A 20,467-nucleotide genomic window follows, 5' to 3' on the forward strand; every position below is an offset into this window, starting at 1 on the left:
AGAGTGTAAAGCGCCCTATAATACCAACGATGAACCAACCCACTCCCATAATTCTCGTTTTGTACTATTCGCGCCATGGCGCCACGCGCAAGCTGGCCGAGCTGATCGCCCAGGGGATCGACAGCGTTCCCGGCGTCGACGCACGCCTGCGCACCGTGCCGGCCGTGTCGACCGTGGCCGAGGCGACCGCGCCGGACATTCCGGCCAGCGGCGCCCCGTATGTCGAGCTGTCCGACCTGGCCGAGTGCGCCGGCCTGGCGCTCGGCTCGCCCACGCGCTACGGCAACATGGCGGCGGCACTCAAGTATTTCCTCGACGGCACGGCCGCCGAGTGGCTCGCCGGCACCCTGTCCGGCAAGCCGGCGGTGGTATTTACTTCCACCGGCAGCCTGCATGGCGGCCAGGAATCGACCTTGCTGTCGATGATGATCCCGCTGCTGCACCACGGCATGATGGTGATGGGCCTGCCCTACACCCACCCTGAACTGATGACCACCTCCAGTGGCGGCAGCCCGTACGGCGCTACCCACTGGTCCGGCATCGACGGCGACAAGGCCGTCACCGACGACGAAAAACGGCTCGCGATCGCGCTGGGACGACGCCTGGCGTTGACCGCGGCTACCCTGCAGGGAGTACGATGATGACTTCGCAAAAATATTTTCACCTCGGCGCTATCATCAGCCTGGTGCTGCTGATCGCCTGGCTGGTTGCCTGGGAAATGTGGGTCGCGCCGCTGCGCCCGGGCGGTTCGATCCTGGCGCTCAAGGCGGTGCTGCTGTTCATTCCGCTGCGCGGCGTCATCAAGCGCGACATCTACACCTTGCAGTGGTCCTCGATGGTGATCCTGCTGTACTTCACCGAAGGCGTGGTGCGCGCCTGGAGCGACTTGCTGCCGCTGTCGCGCACCATGGCGATGGGCGAAGTCGGCCTGGTCGTCATCTATTTCATGTGCGCGCTGCTGTACCTGCGGCCGTACAAGAAGGCCGCCAAGAGGCTCGCCCAGGAACTGATCGACAAGGTCAATCCGGCCAAAAATGAGTGCTGATTTCCTGCAGCGCTGCCGCGCCATCGTCGGCCCCGACTACGTGCTGACATCGCAGCAGGACTGCGCGCCGTACCTGACCGACTGGCGCGGCCGCTTCACCGGCCGCGCGCTGGCGGTGCTGCGCCCGAACGACAGCGCGCAGGTGGCCGCGCTGGTGCGCGCCTGCGGCGACGAGCGCATCGCGCTGGTGCCGCAAGGCGGCAACACCGGCCTGGTGCTCGGCGGCGTGCCCGACGCCAGCGGCCAGGCCGTGGTGCTGTCGACGGCGCGCCTGAACCGCATCCGCGCCGTCGACGCCGTCAACCGCACCATGACGGTCGACGCCGGCTGCATCCTGCACACCATCCAGCAGGCCGCGGCCGCGCAGGACTGCCTGTTCCCGCTGTCGCTGGCGGCCGAAGGCAGTTGCACCATCGGCGGCAACCTGTCGACCAACGCCGGCGGCACCGCCGTGCTGCGCTACGGTAACGCGCGCGAACTGTGCCTCGGCCTCGAAGTGGTCACGCCGCAAGGCGACCTCTGGAACGGCCTGCGCGGCCTGCGCAAGGACAATACCGGCTACGACCTGCGCGACCTGTTCATCGGCGCCGAAGGCACGCTCGGCGTCATCACCGGCGCCGTGCTCAAGCTGTTTCCGCTGCCGGAGTCGACCCTCACCGCGCTCGTCGCGCTGGCCTCGCCGCACGACGCGCTGTCGCTGCTGAACCTGATGCAGGACCGCTGCGGCGCCAGCCTGACCGGGTTCGAGCTGATGTCGGACTACTGCATGCAACTCGTCGCCACCCACTTTCCGCACCTGCCCAAGCCGTTCGTCCAGCGCCACCCGCACTACGTGCTGCTGGAAGTGTCGAGCAGCGAGTCGGAGCAGCACGCGGTCGCGCTGATGGAAGGCGCGCTCGAGCAAGCGGTCGAACTCGACCTCGCCGACGACGCCGTGCTGGCCACCTCCAGCGCCCAGTCGCGCGCCTTGTGGCAGCTGCGCGAACACATCCCGCTGGCGCAAGCGGCCGCCGGCAAGAACATCAAGCACGACATCTCGCTGCCGGCGTCTGACATCGCCGACTTCATCGACAGCACCAACGCCAGGCTGCAGCAGGCCTTCCCGCAGTGCCAGGTGGTCTGCTTCGGCCACCTCGGCGACGGCAACCTGCACTACAACGTCGCCCCGCCGGACGGCGAACCGCACGAGCAGTTCCTCGCCAACCAGGCCGCCATCAGCCGCATCGTGCATGACAGCGTCGACGCCTGCCAGGGATCGATCTCGGCCGAACACGGCATCGGCGCGCTCAAGCGCGACGACCTGGCGCGCTACAAGTCGACGGTGGAACTGGACATGATGCGCGCCATTAAAGCCGCGCTCGACCCGCTTGGCATCATGAACCCGGGCAAAGTGCTGTGACGGGACCGGGCCTGCTGTCGCGCTGGCTGCTGTTTGGCGAATGGCGCGCCCATCCGGTACGCGCCCTGCTGGCGATTGCCGCCATCGCCGTCGGCGTGGCGATGGGCTTCGCCATCCACCTGATCAACGCCGCCGCCTTCAACGAGTTCTCCGCCGCCGTCAAGAGCATGGCCGGCCAGGCCGACATCCAGGTCAGCGGGCGCGAGGCGCTGTTCGACGAAGCGATCTACCCGTGCCTGGCACAACGCGACGGCGTAGCCATCGCGTCAGCCGTTCTCTCAATCGAGGCCGGCGTGCCGGGCGTGCGCGGCGCCCTCGAGATCATCGGCCTCGACCCGTTCCGCGCCGGCGCCATTTCGCCCGACCTGATGGGCGTGCCGCCGGCCGAGCGGCGCATGGACGTGCTGGCCGACGACGCCGTGTTCCTGTCGCCGGCGGCGATGACGTGGCTCAAAGCGTCGACCGGCGCCAGCGTCGTGCTGCGCGCCGGCGCCACCGACTTCAAGCTGCGCGTGGCCGGCGGCCTGCTGCGCGCGCGCGCCGGCCAGCGCCTCGGCGTGATGGACATCGGCGCCGCCCAGTGGCGCTTCAACCTGGCCGGCAAGCTCTCGCGCATCGACCTCAAGCTGCGCGAAGGCGTCGACCGCGGCGCCTTCGAGCGCGCGCTGGCCACTGAACTGGAGCGCGATTTCCCCGGCCGCTTCCTGGTCGCCCAGCCCAACGACGCCGACCAGGAAAGCCGCACCAACACGCTCTCGCGCGCCTACCGGGTCAACCTCACCGTGCTGGCGCTGGTGGCGCTCTTTACCGGCGCCTTCCTGGTGTTTTCCACCCAGGCGCTGTCGGTGATCCGGCGCCGCAGCCAGTTCGCGCTGCTGCGCGTGCTCGGCGTCGAGCGGCGCCAGCTGCTCGGCCAGGTGCTGCTCGAAGGCGCCAGCCTGGGCCTGATCGGCGCGGCGCTCGGCATCACCGCCGGCTACGCGCTGGCCGCCACCGCGCTGCGCTACTTCGGCGCCGACCTTGGCGCCGGCTACTTTTCCGGCGTGCGCCCGACCGTCGTCTTCACCCCGGTCGCCGCGTTCGTCTTCTTCGCGCTCGGCCTTGGCGTCGCCTTGCTCGGCTGCCTGGCGCCGGCCTTCGAAGCGGCCCGCGCCGCGCCGGCCGTCGCGCTCAAGTCGGGCAGCGACGAAGCGGCGCTGTCGCGCCTGGCGCGCATCTGGCCGTCGCTGGTCTGCCTCGCCGCCGCCGCGCTGCTGACGCTCGCCCCACCCGTGTTCGACTTGCCGCTGTTCGGCTACGCCGCCATCGCGCTGCTGCTCATCGGCGGCATCGGCATGATGCCGCGCCTGGCAAGCTTCGTGTTCGGCGCCGTCAACCGCGTCGCCATGGCGCGCGGCAGCCAGCGGCCGGTGCCGGCGCTGACCCTGGCGCGTCTGGCCAACGCCTCCGGCCAGGCGGCGATCGCGCTCGGCGGCATCCTGTCGAGCTTTTCGCTGATGGTGGCGATGGCGATCATGGTGTCGAGCTTTCGGGTCTCGGTCGACGACTGGCTGGTGCAGATCCTGCCTGCCGATCTGTATGTGCGCCAGGCCGCGGCCGGCAATACGGCCGCGTTCGGCCCGCCGCAGCAGGCCGCCCTCGCCGCCCTGCCGGCAGTTGGCCGCGCCGATTTCCTGCGTACGCGCGAAGTCTCGCTCGACCCGGCGCGCCCCGCGATCACGCTGATCGCCCGCCGCATCGACGTCGCCGATCCGGCCAAGGCGATGGTGCTGGTCGGCGCCGCCGCCGCGCCGCCCGCTGGCGCCAGGCCGGCCTGGGTGTCCGAAGCGATGCTCGACCTGTACGCAGTCAAGGTCGGCCAGACCTTGCAAGTGCCGCTCAATGGCCGCCTGCAGCCGTTCTTCATTGCCGGCGCCTGGCGCGACTACGCCAGCCAGGCCGGCTCGGTGCAGATCCGGCTGGAAGATTACCGCGCGCTGACGGGCGACCAGGACGTCAGCGACGCGGCATTGTGGATGCGCCCAGGCGCCACCTCGGCAGAACTGGTCAAGCAGGTGCGCGCCCTGCCTTTCGGCGCCGGCCTGCAACTGGCCGAACCTGGCCAGATCCGCGCCATGAGCCTGCAGATCTTCGACCGCAGCTTCGCCGTCACCTATCTGCTCGAAGCGATTGCGATTGCCATCGGCCTGTCCGGCGTTGCCGCCACGTTCTCGGCGCAGACCTTGGCCCGCGCGCGCGAATTCGGCATGCTGCGCCACGTCGGCGTTACCCGCAGCCAGGTGCTGCGCATCCTCGCGCTCGAAGGCGGCGCGCTGACGGCGCTGGGCGTGGCGTGCGGCTTTTGCCTCGGCCTGCTGATCAGCCTGATCCTCGTATTTGTCGTCAACCCGCAGTCGTTCCACTGGACCATGCAGCTGCACCTGCCATGGGCACTGCTGGGCGCCGTGGCCGCGCTGCTGCTGGCCGCGTCCGTGCTGACGGCGCTCGTGTCCGGCCGCTACGCGCTGTCGGGCGGCCCAATCCGCGCAGTCAGGGAGGACTGGTAATGCGCTTCATGCTGATCATTCTGTTGATGCTGTCGTCCCAGTTGGCCCAAGCCGCCGAACCGCTGATGGCCAAGGTGGTGCCGGGCCGGCCGCTGTCGTTCCCGGCCGACTACGGCGCCCACCCGGAGTACAAGACCGAATGGTGGTACGTCACCGGCTGGCTGAAAACGGCCGACGGCAAGCCGCTCGGCTTCCAGGTGACGTTCTTTCGCAGCCGCACCGGCCACGACGACGCCAATCCAAGCGCCTTCGCGCCAAAGCAGCTGATCCTCGGCCACGCCGCGCTGTCCGATCCGGCCGTCGGCCGCCTGCTGCACGACCAGAAAAGCGCGCGCGAGGGCTTCGGCCTGGCCTATGCCAAGACCGGCACCACCGACCTGAAGCTCGACGACTGGCGCATGGTGCGCGGCGCCGACGGCGTCTACACCGTCACCATCAGGTCGCCCGAACTGACGCTCGACCTGCGCCTGGCCGAGGGCGCGCCGCTGCTGGCGCAAGGCGACCAGGGCTACTCGCGCAAGGGGCCCAGGCCCGACCAGGCCAGTTACTACTACAGCTTGCCGAACATGAAAGTGACCGGCACCGCCGGCCGCGCCGGCGCCGCGCCGGCAGCCGTCACTGGCGACGCCTGGTTCGATCACGAATGGTCCAGCACCGCGCTCGACCCGGACGCCCAGGGCTGGGATTGGGTCGGCGCCAACCTCGACGACGGCTCGGCGCTGATGGCTTTCCAGATTCGCGGCAAACAAGGTGGTAAACTATGGGCGCACGCGACCTTGCGGGATGCGGCCGGCAAGGTGACGCAGTATTCGCCGGGCCAGGTAAGTTTTACTCCGCAGGCGCTGTGGAAGTCGCCGCGCACCAACGCCGTCTACCCGGTCGCCACCACGCTCGTCACCGGCGCCACCAGCTGGAGCATCAAGCCCTTGCAGGACGACCAGGAGCTCGATTCGCGGCGCTCGACCGGCGCGGTGTATTGGGAGGGCGCGGTCACGATCACGCGCGATGGCGCTCCGGCCGGGCACGGATATCTGGAATTGACGGGCTACTTCAAGCCGATGACTCTTTAAAACAAAACGAACATCAGAAGCACTGACAATGACCAACAGCTCCACCAGCAGCAGCACCGGCAGCACAACCGGCGACACCGCCAGCGCCAAAGTACCCGATTCGGACCGCAAGGGCAGCCTCGCCGCCTTCAAGGGCCTGTTCCCGTTTCTTCGTCCTTACCGCCGCCAGTTCGTGATGGCCGGTGTCGCGCTCGTCATGGCGGCCGCCTCCACGCTGGCCATTCCGTACGCGTTCAAGCAGATGATCGACTTGGGTTTCGGCGCCTCCGCCGGCGCCACCAGCATCCGCAACGTCGACGCCACCTTCCTCGCGCTGTTCGGCGTCGCCACGGTGCTGGCGTTGGCCACCGCCGCCCGCTTCTACATCGTCTCCTGGCTCGGCGAACGCGTCACCGCCGACATCCGCAGCGCCGTGTACCGCCACGTCGTCAACCAGAGCCCCGAGTTTTTCGAAACCACCCAGACCGGCGAAGTCCTGTCGCGCATCACCACCGACACCACCCTGATCCAGGCCGTCGTCGGTACCAGCATCTCGATGGCCTTGCGCAACATGCTGCTGTTCCTCGGCGGCCTGGTCATGCTGTTCGTCACCAGCGTCAAGCTGTCCTCGATCATCCTGGGCCTGCTGGTGCTGGTGGTGGTGCCGATCGTGCTGTTTGGCCGGCGCGTGCGCAAGCTCTCGCGCGACTCGCAGGACCGCATCGCCGACGCTTCCGCGATGGCCGGCGAGATCCTCAACGCGATGCCGACGGTGCAGGCCTTCACCCACGAAAAAATCGAGTCGGCGCGCTTTGGCGCCTCGGTCGAAAACGCCTTCCAGACGGCGATGAAGCGCATCCGCTCGCGCGCGATGCTGACCATGTTCGCCATCGTCATGGTGTTCGGCACCATCGTGTTCGTGCTGTGGCTCGGCGCCCACGCGGTGCTGGCCGGGACCATGACCGGCGGCGACCTCGGCCAGTTCATCCTGTACGCCTCGATCGTGGCCGGCTCGATCGGCGCGCTGTCGGAGGTGATGGGCGAAGCGCAGCGCGCCGCCGGCGCCACCGAGCGCCTGCTCGAACTGCTGTCGGCCAAGTCGACCATCCAGGAGCCGGCGCAAGCGCTGGCGCTGCCGGCGCGCGCCGCCAACGGCGCCGCGCTGGCGCTCCATGACGTCACGTTCAGCTATCCGTCGCGGCCCGACAGCGCCGCCCTTGCGCACCTGTCCCTGACGATCGCGCCCGGCGAAACGGTGGCCGTGGTCGGCCCGTCGGGCGCCGGCAAGACCACGCTGTTCCAGCTGTTCCTGCGCTTTTACGACCCGCAGTCCGGCTCAATCACGCTCGATGGCGTCGACATCCGCCGGCTCGAACTGCACACGCTGCGCGACGCCATCGGCATCGTGCCGCAAGACACCGTCATCTTCTCGGCCGACGCGATGGAAAACATCCGCTACGGCCGCGCCGGCGCCAGCGACGCCGAAGTCATCGCCGCGGCAAAGATGGCCGCCGCCCACGAATTCATCGAGCGCCTGCCGCAAGGTTACAAGTCGTTCCTCGGCGAGCGCGGCGTGCGCCTGTCGGGCGGACAGCGCCAGCGCATCGCGATTGCCCGCGCGCTGCTGAAAAACCCGCCGCTGCTGCTGCTCGACGAGGCCACCAGCGCGCTCGACGCCGAATCCGAGCGCCTGGTGCAAAGCGCGCTCGAAGCGGCGATGGTCGGCCGCACCACCGTCATCATCGCCCACCGCCTGGCCACCGTGCAGCGCGCCGACCGCATCCTCGTCATGGAAGACGGCCGCATCGTCGAAACCGGCACCCACGCCTCGCTCGTCGCGCTCGGCGGCATCTACGCCAACCTCGCCGCGCTGCAGTTTCACCACGTCCACGTGGCGCACTGACCTCGACACGCGTTGCATTAATGCGACGCCGATGTCAACGGCGCTCGCTGCGCTGAGTCTTTGCCGGCACGTCAAACCGGTGTACAGTTGTAGCCCCCGTCCACCGGAGTTTGCCTTGACCGACGCTGAACTGCTCGCCTCCTGCCACACCGTCTTCCCCGGCCACAAGACGCGCACGCCGGCCCAGATGTTTGCCGCAATGGCCGCCTGGTGCGAGGAACACGGCGTCGCCCACGACGTCTACGGCAGCGGCGCCCTGCTCCAGCAGTTCGAACAGAAGATCGCCGCGCTGCTCGGCTTCGAGTCGGCGGTGTTCTGCATCAGCGGCACGATGGCGCAAGTGACCGCGCTGCGGCTCGCCTGCGACGCGCGCGCCAGCCGGCTCGTCGCGCTGCACCCGACCTCCCACATCCTCGTTTACGAGAAATCGAACTACCAGCTGCTCGGCCACTTCGATGCGCTGCAGGCGGGCGACCGTCACCGCCCTTGGACGGCCGACGACCTGGCCGCCATCCCCGACCGGCTTGGCGCGGTGGCGATGGAAGTGCCGATGCGCGAGATCGGCGGCCAGAACCCGTCCTGGGCCGAGCTCGAGGCGATCAAGGCGCACTGCCGCCAGCGCGGCGCCCACCTGCACATGGACGGCGCCCGGCTGTGGGAAGCGGCGGCCGGATTCAAGCGCACGCCGCGCGAGGTGGCTGCCGGCTTCGATTCAGCCTACGTATCGCTGTACAAAGGGATCGGTGGACTGGGTGGCGCCCTGCTCGCCGGCAGCGCCACGTTTGTTGCCCGCGCGGCCGAGTGGTTCAGGCGCGAAGGCGGCAACGTCCTCCACCGGTCGCCTTATGTGGTCTCGGCCGCGATGCAGTTCGACCAGCGCCTGGCCGCCATGCCGTCCTATTTCGCCCGCACCGAGTGGCTGTATTGCGAACTGCGCGCGCACCCGCTGGTCAAGCCCAACCCGGCGGCGCCGCATGCCAACATGCTGCATCTGCACCTGCCGGTGTCGCGCGAGCGCGCGCTGGGAATCCGCAACCACCTCGCCTCGCAGCACGGCATCTGGCTGTTCAGCCGCGCCAGTCACGCCGCGCTGCCGGACAGCAGCGTCGTTGAGATCTACGTTGGCGACAATCTGTTGGACATGGCGGATGGCGCGGTGCGCGAGGCGCTGACGCTGTTCTCGTCGGCGCTCGCCGCATAGTACAATCACCCCACTATTTTCCGTGAGAGCCTCATGCGCCAATACCTCGATTTCATGCGCCACGTGCGCGACAACGGCACCGTCAAGACCGACCGCACCGGCACCGGCACCGTCTCGGTGTTCGGCTACCAGATGCGCTTCAACCTGCAGGACGGTTTTCCGCTGGTGACCACCAAGAAGCTGCACCTCAAATCGATCATCCATGAGCTGATCTGGTTCCTGCAGGGCTCGACCAACATCGGCTACCTCGAAGAAAACGGCGTCTCGATCTGGGACGACTGGGCCGACGCCGACGGCGAGCTGGGGCCGGTCTACGGCTACCAGTGGCGCAGCTGGCCGGCGCCGGACGGCACGCATATCGACCAGGTCTCGCAGGTGCTTGACCAGATCAAGTACAACCCGGATTCGCGCCGCATGATCGTCTCGGCCTGGAACGTGGCGGACGTGCCGAAGATGAAACTGCCGCCTTGCCACGCGCTGTTCCAGTTTTACGTCGCCGACGGCAAGCTGTCGTGCCAGCTGTACCAGCGCAGCGCCGACATCTTCCTCGGCGTGCCGTTCAATATCGCCTCCTACGCCCTGCTGACGCACATGATGGCGCAGCAGGCCGGCCTCGAGGTGGGTGACTTCATCTGGACCGGCGGCGACTGCCACCTGTATTCGAACCACCTCGAGCAGGTCGAGCTGCAGCTATCGCGCGCCGAGCTGGCGCTGCCCAGGCTCGTCATCGGGCGCAAGCCCGATACCCTGTTCGACTACAAGTTCGACGACTTCGAAATCGCCGGCTACGAGTCGCACCCGCACATCAAGGCGCCGGTCGCGGTCTGACGCCATTACCGCCAAGTTAAGACCTGCTTACATCCTGAACGACAAGCCCACCGTCCAGCTCAGGTCGGGCGCGCGCTTGCTCAGGCCACGCGCGACGGCAAAATCGAGCTGGCAGTTGTCGTTGACGAGGTAAGCGACGCCGGTGTCGAAGCTGACCTGGCTGCCGCCATTGCGCGCGTGGGCGATCTGCGGCGCCGCCACTTCGACGAAAGCGCGCCAGCGCGGCGTCAGCTCCTTGCCCACCACGACGCCCAAAATGCCGTTGGTGTAGCGGCGGCCGTCGTCGGCGGTCTCGTACGACAGGCCCGTCATCACGCCGAGCAACATATCGGCCGGCAGCTCCCATTCGCCGACTGCGCGCAGCGAGGGCCGCACGCCTTCGCCGCGGAACTGCCGTGAACCGCTCGGCAGGTCTGCGTTCAGCAAAAATCCCACCGATGGCGCGTTACCCTTGGCGTCCGCCGCATGCCACTTCACGCCGATCGACGCATCGGCATAGCCGCGGTGACGGTCTGAACCGGCCCACGCATGCACGCGACCGCCGCTATCGAGGCGCAGTTCGAGCGTGTCGGAGACGCCGGCGCGCAGCAGTGTCGGCGTCGACGTCGTGTGCAGCCGCTGCGCGCCGCTGCCATCACGCTCGCGTGCGAAACTGGTCTCGACCTGGAAGCGGCCCTTGCCCACCACGTCGCTCGAATCGACAAAGTCGGGACGGTCGGTGGCGATCTGGTCGTCGCCGGCGTGGCAGGTCGCAGCCAAGGCAAGCATCATGAGACCGGCAAACGCCGGACGGGCGCGCAAGGCGGGTTTCTGGGGGAAGCAGGTAATCATGGGTCTGTCTTTCGGTTGCGGGTAAGTGGATGCTGCAGCTTCAGGCGGCCAGGCGCCGCGGGCCGAGGTTAAACACGCGCACCACGTCGAGCGCGGCGGCGTGATCTCGATGCCCGCGGGAGTCGCGCCGACGTGGCCGACCTCGTTGGCGCCCAGCTCGCTGCGCCGCAATACCCCGAAAAACCCGATCTGCATCAGCGCGTTGTCGCGCGCCGCCTTCAGCGTGCCGGCGCTGGCCAGCCGCGCCGCGATCCGCTCCAGGTCCTCGATCGGCAGCGCCTTGGCTTTCTTCTTTGGGCGGCCGTGCTTGCGGCCGGCAACACGCCGCCCCACGCCAGGTAGCGCGTCACGGCGAACCGGCAGGCCCGGCGCGTGTTGTCGGTCGTGGCGGCTGCCAGGACGGCGCGGTGCTGGGCCGCGAGCGCGGCGTCCACGGCTGTACCGGCGGCCTGCAGCGCCGGCGCTTGATGCGCATCGTGGATTTCGGCGCCGTCGTCAGCGGATTCAGGGGTGGTCATGGCGGTGTCGGTCGCGGTCGGGCTCGTAATGCGGCTTACGGCAGGATAGCACGCCGCGGCCGGGCATGACCGGCGATAGGCTTGATTATCAACACGCAAAAATCGGTACGCCGGCGGTTACTTCAACATGTACTATCAAGGATAATCACATGGTACGCATTACGTCATCAAATTTGAAGAACGAACGTGGCGCGCGTCGGCATCCTCTACTCCCATGTGGCCACGGCCGCCGCCCAGCTGGCGGCAGCCGGCAAGAACCCCACGGTCGACAGCGTGCGGGAGGCGTTGGACCGCACCGGCAGCAAGAGCACCATCGCACCGCCGCTCAAGCAGTGGAAGGCGCAGCACCAGGGCACGGGCGGGGGCGTGAGGCTCAGCGTGCAGATCCAAACGCCCCCAATTCACGCGACACATTTGCTGTTGACCTGGGCACACCCGACATTGTCGTTTGCTAAGGCTTGGCTTCATTTTCCGCAAGCCGCCGTCCACCAAAGGCGTGGCTTAGTGAATCGCGCCAGCCAGGCGCATCAGGGTTTAAAACGCATAGCGCGCCGTCAGCTGCGCCGAGCGGGGCGACCCGGGCAGATTAAGATTTGGCGCCGTACCGTGGCCCGACACGACATATCGCTTGTCGAACAGATTGCGCAGGTTCAGTTGCAGGTCGAACTGACCGAGACGCCCACCCATCATCGCATCGACGGTCGCGAAGCCCGGCAGCACGACCGTATTGCCAGGATTGGCGAAGCGATCGCTTACATAAGTTAGGCCGGCACCTGCACGCAGGCCAGCGCCGAAGTCCCTTACTAGCCAGACATTGGCACTGTGGCGCGGCGTCAGCGTTGCGCGTTTTCCCTGCACTCGGACACCCTTGATGACGTTGTCGCTGTTGTCCACGGCCGGCGACGAAGTCACCCTGGCATCGAGCCACGCATAGCCCGACCAGATCTGCCAGCCTTCGGGCAGCTGCCCCGTCAGAGTCAGTTCAAGCCCATCGGTGCGCTGGGTACCAATCGGCACGAGGCGATTGGTGGCCGGGTCGGTCGCCTTGATGTTGGTCCGCTCCAGGCGGAACAAGGATGCGCCAGCGGTCAGTTCGCCGTCTAGCAAATCGAATTTGCCGCCCACTTCGCGGTTAGTCGTTTCCTCGGGAGCGATCTGCGCATTGTTGGCGGCCAGCGGGAAGGCTTCACCCGACGGCTGGAACGACTTGCTGAAGGAGGTGTACCACGATTGAGCAGCGCTTGGCTGATACACCACACCGACACGCGGGCTCTTGGCGTGATCAGTGCGGTCAAGGTTGGTTTGGCCGGCGCGACGTTCGATTGTCTGCTGATTGAAGCGGTCATAGCGCAGGCCAGCCAGGGCCTTCCACTGAGGGGACAGCGTGATCAGGTCCTGCACGTACGCGCTGGCTGTTTTCATGGTCCCAAGATTGTCAGTGGCCGGCGCCGCGAGGACATCGCGCGCCAGTACCGGCAGCACCGGGTTAAACAAGGCCACCGTGGCGACGCCAGTTTTGGTCCGGTTGACCTGATCCTTGTTCTGCTGTCCCAACTCGACCCCGTACAGGATCTGATGTTCAATGCCGCCCATCGTGAGCGTATTTGCCAGTTCCGTCTGGTTGAACCAACCGTTTTCCGCGCGCCGCAATTGCGTGCGGCTCAACGACGCCGTCATGGCGCTTTCGTTGACTGCGCCGACCAGGGTGTTGAAGCGGGCCAGCGTGTAGTCGTAACGCCGGAGCGCGTTGCGCAGGCGCAGCGTATCGCCAAACTTGTGTTGCAATGTGAATCCGATGGCCTTGACGGTGGCTTCGGACGTGTCGACATTGGCAGCGTTCGCTGCGCCATAGTAAGCGCCGGGAGCAGCGTCGACCGGACGGCCTTTGTACGACGGAACGCCGAAATCGGTAACCCGTCGATCATTGAGGTACTCAGCCTGCAGCAGCAAGCGGGTATTTGCGCCGAGACGTGCCTGCAACGAGGGGGCGAAAGCCTTACGGTCTAGAAATTGTGGATCGCGGTAGCTATCGGCGCGTTCGACCGCGCCGGTAACACGGAAAGCGAGGCCGGCGTCTGCATAGACGCGTGCCAGGTCGGCCTCGGCGCGCCGCTGGCGCCAGCTTCCCACCTGGGCCGTAATTTCGCTTTTGTTGATGCCGGGCTTTTTGGTGATGCGATTGATTAAGCCACCGGAGGATCCGCGTCCGTACAGTACCGATGCCGGCCCCTTAACCACTTCCACCTGCTCGATATTCGAAAGGTCGCGGAAATACAGCGCATCGTCGCGCAAGCCGTCAATGTACTGGTCGGAAATGGCCGAGAAGCCGCGCAGCGTAACCTGGTCGCGCTGGCCATCGCCGTGTGACAGGCCGACGCCCGGAACGAAGCGCAATACGCTTTCCAATGACTGGGCGGCCTGGTCCCGCATCAGCTGGGCCGGGATGACATCGACGGTCTGGGGCACGTCGCGCAGGGGCGTGTCGATTCGGGTGGCGCTGGTGGCATTCGGCTTGTTATAGGGGTTTGAGGTGCAGTGGAACGGAAAACCGGGTTAAGGGGTTGGCGGCACCTTCAAGTATTGATACAGGGTCTCCCGACTGATGCCAAATTCACGCGCAAGCGTTGATTTCTGCTCGCCGGCACCAGCGCGGCGGCGCAGCTCGACAACCTGGTTGTCCAAGAGCGCTTTCTTGCGACCTCGGTAGGCACCTCGCTGCTTGGCCAATGCGATCCCTTCGCGCTGCCGTTCGCCGATCAAGGCCCGCTCGAACTCCGCGAACGCCCCCATGACCGACAGCAGCAGGTTGGCCATTGGCGAGTCTTCGCCGGTGAAGCTCAAGCACTCTTTGACGAATTCGATTCGTATCCCGCGCTTGGTCAACGTCTGTACCAGCCGGCGCAGATCGTCCAAGTTGCGCGCTAGACGGTCCATGCTGTGCACGACTACCGTGTCGCCTTCGCGGGCGAACGACAGCAACGCGTCGAGCTGCGGCCGCTGTGTGTCTTTGCCCGATGCTTTGTCGGTGAACAGCTTGTCCACCTGGACTTGATCGAGCTGACGCTCTGGATTCTGGTCGAAACTGCTGACCCGGACATAACCGATGCGCTGACCTCGCAAAACGTGCCTCCTTAACAAGATGTGTCAGGAAAGACTCTATGACCGTTCAAGGCATATGTCAAGTAATTGCGATACTAACCCTATCGTGACGGCTTGCGTTGGGGGCGTCTGACATCAGGTTAGGGTATAGCCTTAACTGACACCACCTCCCATGGCCTGATACAAAGCAACATTATCGACTAGGCGTTGTGCCTGGGCCGCAACTATCTTGACCCGGATTGACTGTTCCTGTTGCTGCGCGATGAGCAGTTGCAGGTAGCTGGCCGCGCCCAGCCGGTATTGCCGCTCGACCGACTGGAAGGAGGCCTGTGCAGCCGTATCAGCGGCAGCGAGGGCAGTCAAAGTTTGTGCATCGCTTTCCACCGCGCGCAGGGTGTCGGCGACGTTACGCAAAGACTCCAATACGACGCTCTGGTAATTGGCTGCGGCGGCATCAAAAGCGGCGAGCGCCGCTCTTTTCTCAGCGGGTAGTCCTCGATTAAAAAGAGGCTGGGTGAGCTGCGCAACCAGGCCCCACACTGCCGAGCCACCACCGAACAGGGCACCGGTGGTCAGCGCTTGAGAGCCAAGGTTGGCGCTCAGGTTGATTTGTGGGTAGAGCTTGGCGACTGCCACACCATAGTCTGCATTGGCCACGTGCAACAGCGCCTCTGACGCCTGGATATCCGGTCGGCGGCGCACCAGTTCTGAGGGCACGATGAGCGGTATCTCGGCGGGCAGAGTGAAATCGGCCAGAGTGAAGGCCGGGATGCCACCCTTGCCAGGGGCGCGACCGGCTAGCACCGCCAGTAGATGTTCGGTTTGTTGTAGTTGCTTACGCAGCGCAGGCAGTTCTGCCCGTGTTTGCTCCGCCTGAGCTTGTAGGCTTAACGCTTCATCAGGTGAGGCCTGACCGATACGCACGCGTTCATGGGCTAGGCGCAGTTGCTCATCCTGCCCGCGCAAAATGGCAGTAGTGGCTTCGAGTTGCGCGGCGAGGCGTGCTCGGGTAATGGCAGCGGTTGCCATGTTGCCGGCAAGAGTCAGGCGCGCCGCATTCAGTTCGAAGCGACGGTAGTCGGCGCGAGCAGCCAGGGCTTCGAGTGCGCGTCGATTGCCGCCAGCCAGATCGAGCTTGTAATGCACGCCAACGCTGGCGTTGTAGAGGCTGAATTGACGTGCGTCTCCGCTCAACCCTTGGCTACTGGGACTCATTTGCTGGCGCTGAGAACCCAGTGCGACATCGACCTGTGGATATTGCGTCGAGCCCGCCTGTGCGGCAAGAAGCTCCTGGGCCTGTCGCAAATTGGCGCTGATGCTCGCCAGCGTCGGGCTGACATGGAAAGCTTCGTTGATCAGTCCGTCGAGTGCGGATGAACCCAAGCTTTGCCACCATTGCGTTCCGATCGGAAGCGCTTCGACTAGACGTTGTGTTTCGCCGAACTGGGTGGGAGCGACCGCAGTTCTATCAGCCACCGGTGTTGCTGTGTAGCGAGCCACGTCGGGTACGGTGGGACGCTGAAAATCAGGGCCGGCGGCGCAGCCGGCCAGACTGACGGTGATCAGACCAGCTACCAAGAAAGTTGCCGCAAGCCGTCCTTCGAGGCTGATGAGGCGCGGGCATGTTTTAACGTGCTCCATAAAAATGCTCCACGAAAGGCTTACGGAAAGCTTGGTGGCAGCCCATGCAGCTTTCCTGCACGCGCGCGAAGGACTGGATCACCGCCTTGCCGTCGCTGCGCGCAGCAGCCTGTTTCATGGCAAGCGCCGCCTCGTGGGTCTGCGCATCGAAGCTTTTGAACCTGCCCGCGTCAGCGCCGAGATAAGCAAAGATGCGCATTTTTTCGGTCAGCGGTGGCGCCGGGTGTGCCGCAATCCTTGGGGCGAGCTGAACTACCTGGGCCCAATCCTCCCGCGAAATCGCACCGGTGGTGGCCTGCATGTTGGTCCCGAGTTCCTGCATGATCTTGCGCAGCGCCAGCGGCTGCGCCCCGGTGGCGTCGCCAGCCTGGGCAGGCCCCGAGAAAGCCCCTGAGAACAGGCAAGCTGCAACGGTGAGGGTGATAGCTGATTTGCTGTTGGTCATGAAATTCTCCTGTGATTGAAGCGGTTGTGTCATTCGAACTGGCGCCCTTCGCCGGCTTCCTCATGGGTCACGCCGTCGCGGATGTGGTAGATGCGCTTGAAAGTGGGGATGATCTTTTCGTCATGGGTGACGACGATGATGGCGGTCTCGAACTTTCGGGCCATGTCGTTGAGAATGCGGATCACGGCCATGGCACGCTCACTGTCGAGGGGAGCTGTGGGCTCATCGGCCAGGATCACCGGAGGGCGATTGACCAAGCCTCGCGCAATGGCGACTCGTTGCTGTTCGCCACCGGAGAGTTGCGAGGGCATGGCGCGCGCCCGGTGTTGCACATCAAGCGCCGTGAGCAGTTCCAATGCCTTCGCGCGCGACTCCCCATTTGCGACGCCTGCGAGCATCGGCAGCAGCGCCACGTTGTCGGTGACATCGAGAAACGGAATAAGGTACGGTGCCTGGAATACGAAACCAATCTTGTCCCGTCTCAGAGCGCGTAGGTCGCGTACTTTCCAACCATTGTCGTAAATGATCTCGTCACCAAGTGTCATGCGACCGGCGCTCGGATCAATCACCGCGCCCAAGCATTTGAGCAGCGTGCTCTTGCCCGAGCCCGAAGGGCCAATCAGGCCCACCACCTCGCCAGGTGCCACATGCATATCCACACCCTTCAAAGCATCGACTGCGGTGTCTCCCTCGCCATAACGTTTTCTCAAACCCTCGATTCGAATGCCTTTTCCACTCATCTCACCCTCCAATCGCTTCGGCCGGATCGACCTTGAGTGCCATTCGAATGGCGACGATGCTGGCTAGGACGCAGATCACAAGCACGGCGAAGAAGCCGACGATCGAGTCGAACGGGATCAGCAGCACGTACTTGGGAAACAAGGGCGCTGAGAAAGTGGCTGTGATTTTACCCACCACAAAACCGATCACGCCCAGAGCGATCGCCTGCTGCATGATCATCGCGGCGATGGTTCGGTTGCGTGTGCCGATGAGCTTCAACACAGCGATCTCGCGGATTTTGTCCATCGTCAGGGAATAGATGATGAAGGCAACGATAGCCGCGCTAACGATGGCCAAAATCACCAGGAACATGCCGATTTGCTTGGACGAGGTGGCGATCAGCTTGCCGACGAGGATGGCTTCTATCTGTGCTCGGGTATGGACCGTCAAACGATTCCAGCGGCGGATGGATTGAGCCACTTCGTCTGGCGCGTGACCTGGTTTCAGCGTAACCAATACTGCATTGACGAACGCATTGGTACTCTGTGAAGCAATGACGGCATCGAGCAAATCTGGAACGGCGGGTCGATCGAAGGCCGGGTTGGCTGCGGAGCGACGCCGGCTTTGTAAAATGGCGTCGTTATCCTTGAGGAACTGAGCTCCCTGAGCATCCTTGAGCGGAATGAATACCATCGGGTCGCCACTGGATGACACCATGCGCCGTGTCAGCCCCACGACGGTGTACTGATTGCGGCGAATGACAAGACGATCCCCCAACTCGAAGCCGCCGGCGATATCGGCTACCGCCTCATAGTGTCCTCGCGTGATCTGGCGTCCTGCGACGAGATACGGAGGCCATCCGGGCGTAGCCCCCAACTTGCCGGGCGCGATGCCGACCACCAATGTACGTACATCGCTCTCTCCCTTACTTACCTGCATAGTCAGGTAGGTCACGTTCGCTGCCTGGGCAACTCCGGGTATGGCACGGAGGGTGCGATACACGTCATCGTTAAGGCTGGACGGCTCCGCATAAGGGCCAAGCGTGTCCTTTTGCACAACCCAAAGGTCTGCGCCACTGTTGTCGAGCAGCGCCTTGCCATCATCCACCATGCCCCGATACACCCCGGCCATGACCAGGGTGACGCCGATCAGCAGTCCCAGACCGATGCCCGTGAATACAAATTTTCCCCAGGAATGGAGAATGTCACGGCCAGCCAGGCTGATCATCGTGATACTCCGGGGATGTGCGCGACCACCTTGACTCGGCTGCGCAAAGTGAGCGCCTTTTCGCTATAAACCACGAACTGGTCGCCGTTCTTGAGTCCGTCACGTACCTGCACACGGCCATCAAGGTCGGAAGCGCCGAGCCTGACAGGCGTGAAGTGCAGATCGCCATTCACAATTTGCCATACGCCGATTTTGTCGCCTTCACGCTGTACGGCGGCGTTTGGTATCACCAGAGCGACGGAGAGCGCCGGCATGTCGAGCGTGACTTCGGCCAGTTCACCCACTGGCGGCAAGGGGACAGGGTGGTTATCAAAGATCACCTTGGCCCGCGTCTCCTCGGTCACCGCATCGGCCTTGGGTTCCATCCGCAGCACGCGGCCATTCAATACTTGTCCGCTGCGTGAACGCAGCGCGATGCGCGCGGGCAGACCTGCAGCAAGTCCCGATGCGCTGCTCTGATCGAAGCGTACATTGATCCACAAACTCTTGGAGTCGATTACCTCCACTGCGGCCTGGCCTGCGACTATGGTCGTGCCGGGATCGGCATCGCGCTCGGTGACTACACCATCGACCGGCGCAATCAGGCGCAGATTGCTCCGCTGCGCGACGAGTCCTTCGCGGTCGGAGCGTGCCCGGACAATGTCTTCGCGAGCGGCAGATAAGGCGGCATCGGCGATCTGCAGTTCCTGCCGCTTGGTGGTGACGATTTCCTCGCTGGTCGAGCGCACCGCAAACAATTGTTCGTATCGGCGCGCCTGCGTTTGCGCGTAGGCTTGCCGGGCTTCTGCCTCGCGCAAAGCCGCTTCCGCACGCTTGAATGCCGACTCCTGTGAGCGCACCCGATCATCGAGGTCGACCGGCTCCATCTCGCCGAGCACCTGTCCGGCCTTGACCTGGTCGCCTACATGCACCTCCAGGCGTTTGACGCGCCCGGCAAACGTCGGCCCGATCTTGTAGGTGTAGCGTGCCTCCACCGTGCCGATGCCGAACAGCGCCGGTGTGATAGCCCGTGATTCCACGCTTGCCACCGTCACAGCGACCGGGGCAAGCGGCCCTGATCGTAGGCCGACATAAATAAAAAGCACCAGCAAAGGAATGATGACTGCAAGCAGCGCCAAAGTGCGGCCTTGCAAGGGTAACTTTTTCATTGTGCACTCCTTATGCCACGCCGATAAATTGCAAAGATGCGCGGCGCATCCTGGTGCATACGTCCCACATCACCGGCCAACAGCGACTGCATGACCAAGCCCTGGATCGTGCCAATGAACAGCGTTGCCGCCGCCTCGTTGTCAAGCGAGGGAGACAGCTCGCCGCTGGCCTTGCCTTTCTCGATGAGAAGATGCAAACGTTCGCCGTATCGCCGAATCAAGGTTTGCACCATGCGCTTGGCCGGTGTCGATTCGGCACGCTGAAGCTCACCAAACATCATTCTTGGCACGCCTGGGTGCTCAGCAACGAATTCGATATGACTCATGAACATCGCCTCCATGGCTGCCAAGGGCGACTCGATTCCTTGTGCGGATCGATCGATTCTGGCTAATAGGCGCTCTGCTACCCACTCCATGACCGCCTGCCAAATGGCTTCCTTGTTCGGGAAGTGCCGAAACAGCGCACCCTGGGTCAAGTTCATGTGTTTAGCGATAGCCGCAGTGGTTATTTCGCTTGGGTTTTGTGAACCGGCAAGTGCCACGACGGACTCGACAGTTACGGCACGACGTTCATCGGCCGGCAGATGCTTTGGATGGATGTTCACGAGCACTCCTAATAAGGTAGTAATTGATTACTAGCTTACCACAAGAAGTAACTCATGCAAGGGAAAACCCGACGCACTCGTCAATATCCAGGGTCTGCAATGAGCTTAACGTGCACTATTTCCGCTTTCTGAGACGTCCCCAGCTAGCCTGAATTTTGCATAAAAAAGGGCAAGAATGCCGTAAGTGATTGATAAAATGTGAGTTATCGAGAAACACAATTTACAACACGAACACCACCTTGCCCGATATGAATTCTACCCC

17 protein-coding genes and 1 pseudogene are annotated in these 20,467 nt (G+C 64.5%); 9 read left to right on the top strand and 9 right to left on the bottom strand.

Annotation, left to right across the window (positions count from 1 at the left end; all coding sequences use genetic code 11):
* The first annotated feature begins 29 nt into the window (after positions 1–29).
* From wrbA to ACP7DD_RS23340, 8 genes are all read left to right on the top strand, one after another.
* Positions 30–641 carry an NAD(P)H:quinone oxidoreductase gene (wrbA, locus tag ACP7DD_RS23305; protein WP_426177346.1) on the top strand — a complete coding sequence of 204 codons (612 nt, stop codon included), beginning with the start codon at positions 30–32 and terminating at the stop codon, positions 639–641.
* Positions 638–1,045, top strand: a complete 408-nt coding sequence (locus ACP7DD_RS23310) for a DUF2069 domain-containing protein (protein WP_426177347.1) — start codon at positions 638–640, stop codon at positions 1,043–1,045. The genes wrbA and ACP7DD_RS23310 overlap by 4 nt, the downstream gene beginning before the upstream one ends.
* A complete protein-coding gene (locus ACP7DD_RS23315; RefSeq protein ID WP_426177349.1) occupies positions 1,035–2,444 on the top strand; it encodes an FAD-binding oxidoreductase in 1,410 nt (469 codons plus the stop codon). Before ACP7DD_RS23310 ends, ACP7DD_RS23315 begins: the two co-directional genes overlap by 11 nt.
* Positions 2,441–4,990 carry an ABC transporter permease gene (locus ACP7DD_RS23320; RefSeq protein WP_426177351.1) on the top strand — a complete coding sequence of 850 codons (2,550 nt, stop codon included), beginning with the start codon at positions 2,441–2,443 and terminating at the stop codon, positions 4,988–4,990. Before ACP7DD_RS23315 ends, ACP7DD_RS23320 begins: the two co-directional genes overlap by 4 nt.
* Complete coding sequence (locus tag ACP7DD_RS23325) at positions 4,990–6,060, top strand: lipocalin-like domain-containing protein (RefSeq protein WP_426177353.1); 1,071 nt, start codon at positions 4,990–4,992, stop codon at positions 6,058–6,060. The genes ACP7DD_RS23320 and ACP7DD_RS23325 overlap by 1 nt, the downstream gene beginning before the upstream one ends.
* A gap of 28 nt (positions 6,061–6,088) precedes the next feature.
* Positions 6,089–7,942, top strand: a complete 1,854-nt coding sequence (locus ACP7DD_RS23330; protein WP_426177355.1) for an ABC transporter transmembrane domain-containing protein — start codon at positions 6,089–6,091, stop codon at positions 7,940–7,942.
* A gap of 115 nt (positions 7,943–8,057) precedes the next feature.
* On the top strand, positions 8,058–9,143 hold the full coding sequence (locus ACP7DD_RS23335; RefSeq protein ID WP_426177357.1) for a threonine aldolase family protein: 1,086 nt from the start codon (positions 8,058–8,060) through the stop codon (positions 9,141–9,143).
* A gap of 33 nt (positions 9,144–9,176) precedes the next feature.
* Positions 9,177–9,971, top strand: coding sequence for a thymidylate synthase (locus ACP7DD_RS23340; RefSeq protein ID WP_426177359.1), 795 nt, complete (start codon positions 9,177–9,179; stop codon positions 9,969–9,971).
* Between the two features lie 27 nt (positions 9,972–9,998).
* Here ACP7DD_RS23340 and ACP7DD_RS23345 read toward each other — a convergent pair whose 3' ends face one another.
* Positions 9,999–11,135, bottom strand: a complete 1,137-nt coding sequence (locus ACP7DD_RS23345) for a transporter (protein WP_426177360.1) — start codon at positions 11,133–11,135, stop codon at positions 9,999–10,001.
* A gap of 401 nt (positions 11,136–11,536) precedes the next feature.
* On the opposite strand from ACP7DD_RS23345, the pseudogene ACP7DD_RS23350 reads away from it, so the two are divergent.
* Positions 11,537–11,680 (top strand): annotated as a pseudogene (locus ACP7DD_RS23350) (DNA-binding protein); the annotation flags it as partial.
* Between the two features lie 174 nt (positions 11,681–11,854).
* Here the strand turns inward: ACP7DD_RS23350 and ACP7DD_RS23355 are convergent.
* From ACP7DD_RS23355 to ACP7DD_RS23390, 8 genes are all read right to left on the bottom strand, one after another.
* Positions 11,855–13,786, bottom strand: a complete 1,932-nt coding sequence (locus ACP7DD_RS23355; RefSeq protein WP_426177362.1) for a TonB-dependent receptor — start codon at positions 13,784–13,786, stop codon at positions 11,855–11,857.
* A gap of 87 nt (positions 13,787–13,873) precedes the next feature.
* Positions 13,874–14,440, bottom strand: a complete 567-nt coding sequence (locus tag ACP7DD_RS23360; protein ID WP_369094241.1) for a recombinase family protein — start codon at positions 14,438–14,440, stop codon at positions 13,874–13,876.
* Between the two features lie 132 nt (positions 14,441–14,572).
* Positions 14,573–16,060: an efflux transporter outer membrane subunit gene (locus tag ACP7DD_RS23365; protein WP_426177364.1), complete on the bottom strand. Its 1,488-nt coding sequence runs from the start codon at positions 16,058–16,060 to the stop codon at positions 14,573–14,575.
* A complete protein-coding gene (locus ACP7DD_RS23370; RefSeq protein ID WP_369094243.1) occupies positions 16,047–16,505 on the bottom strand; it encodes a cytochrome c in 459 nt (152 codons plus the stop codon). Before ACP7DD_RS23370 ends, ACP7DD_RS23365 begins: the two co-directional genes overlap by 14 nt.
* 29 nt (positions 16,506–16,534) lie before the next feature.
* Positions 16,535–17,245 (bottom strand): ABC transporter ATP-binding protein, encoded by a 711-nt coding sequence (locus tag ACP7DD_RS23375; protein ID WP_369094244.1) that lies wholly within the window; start codon positions 17,243–17,245, stop codon positions 16,535–16,537.
* A gap of 1 nt (position 17,246) precedes the next feature.
* A complete protein-coding gene (locus tag ACP7DD_RS23380) occupies positions 17,247–18,452 on the bottom strand; it encodes an ABC transporter permease (RefSeq protein WP_426177367.1) in 1,206 nt (401 codons plus the stop codon).
* Complete coding sequence (locus ACP7DD_RS23385) at positions 18,449–19,600, bottom strand: efflux RND transporter periplasmic adaptor subunit (RefSeq protein WP_426177369.1); 1,152 nt, start codon at positions 19,598–19,600, stop codon at positions 18,449–18,451. Before ACP7DD_RS23385 ends, ACP7DD_RS23380 begins: the two co-directional genes overlap by 4 nt.
* On the bottom strand, positions 19,597–20,205 hold the full coding sequence (locus tag ACP7DD_RS23390) for a TetR/AcrR family transcriptional regulator (protein ID WP_426177371.1): 609 nt from the start codon (positions 20,203–20,205) through the stop codon (positions 19,597–19,599). Before ACP7DD_RS23390 ends, ACP7DD_RS23385 begins: the two co-directional genes overlap by 4 nt.
* Positions 20,206–20,467 lie beyond the last annotated feature (262 nt).

The sequence above is a fragment of the Massilia sp. TWR1-2-2 genome, from assembly GCF_049897565.1.
GTDB lineage: Bacteria > Pseudomonadota > Gammaproteobacteria > Burkholderiales > Burkholderiaceae_D > JAFCUW01.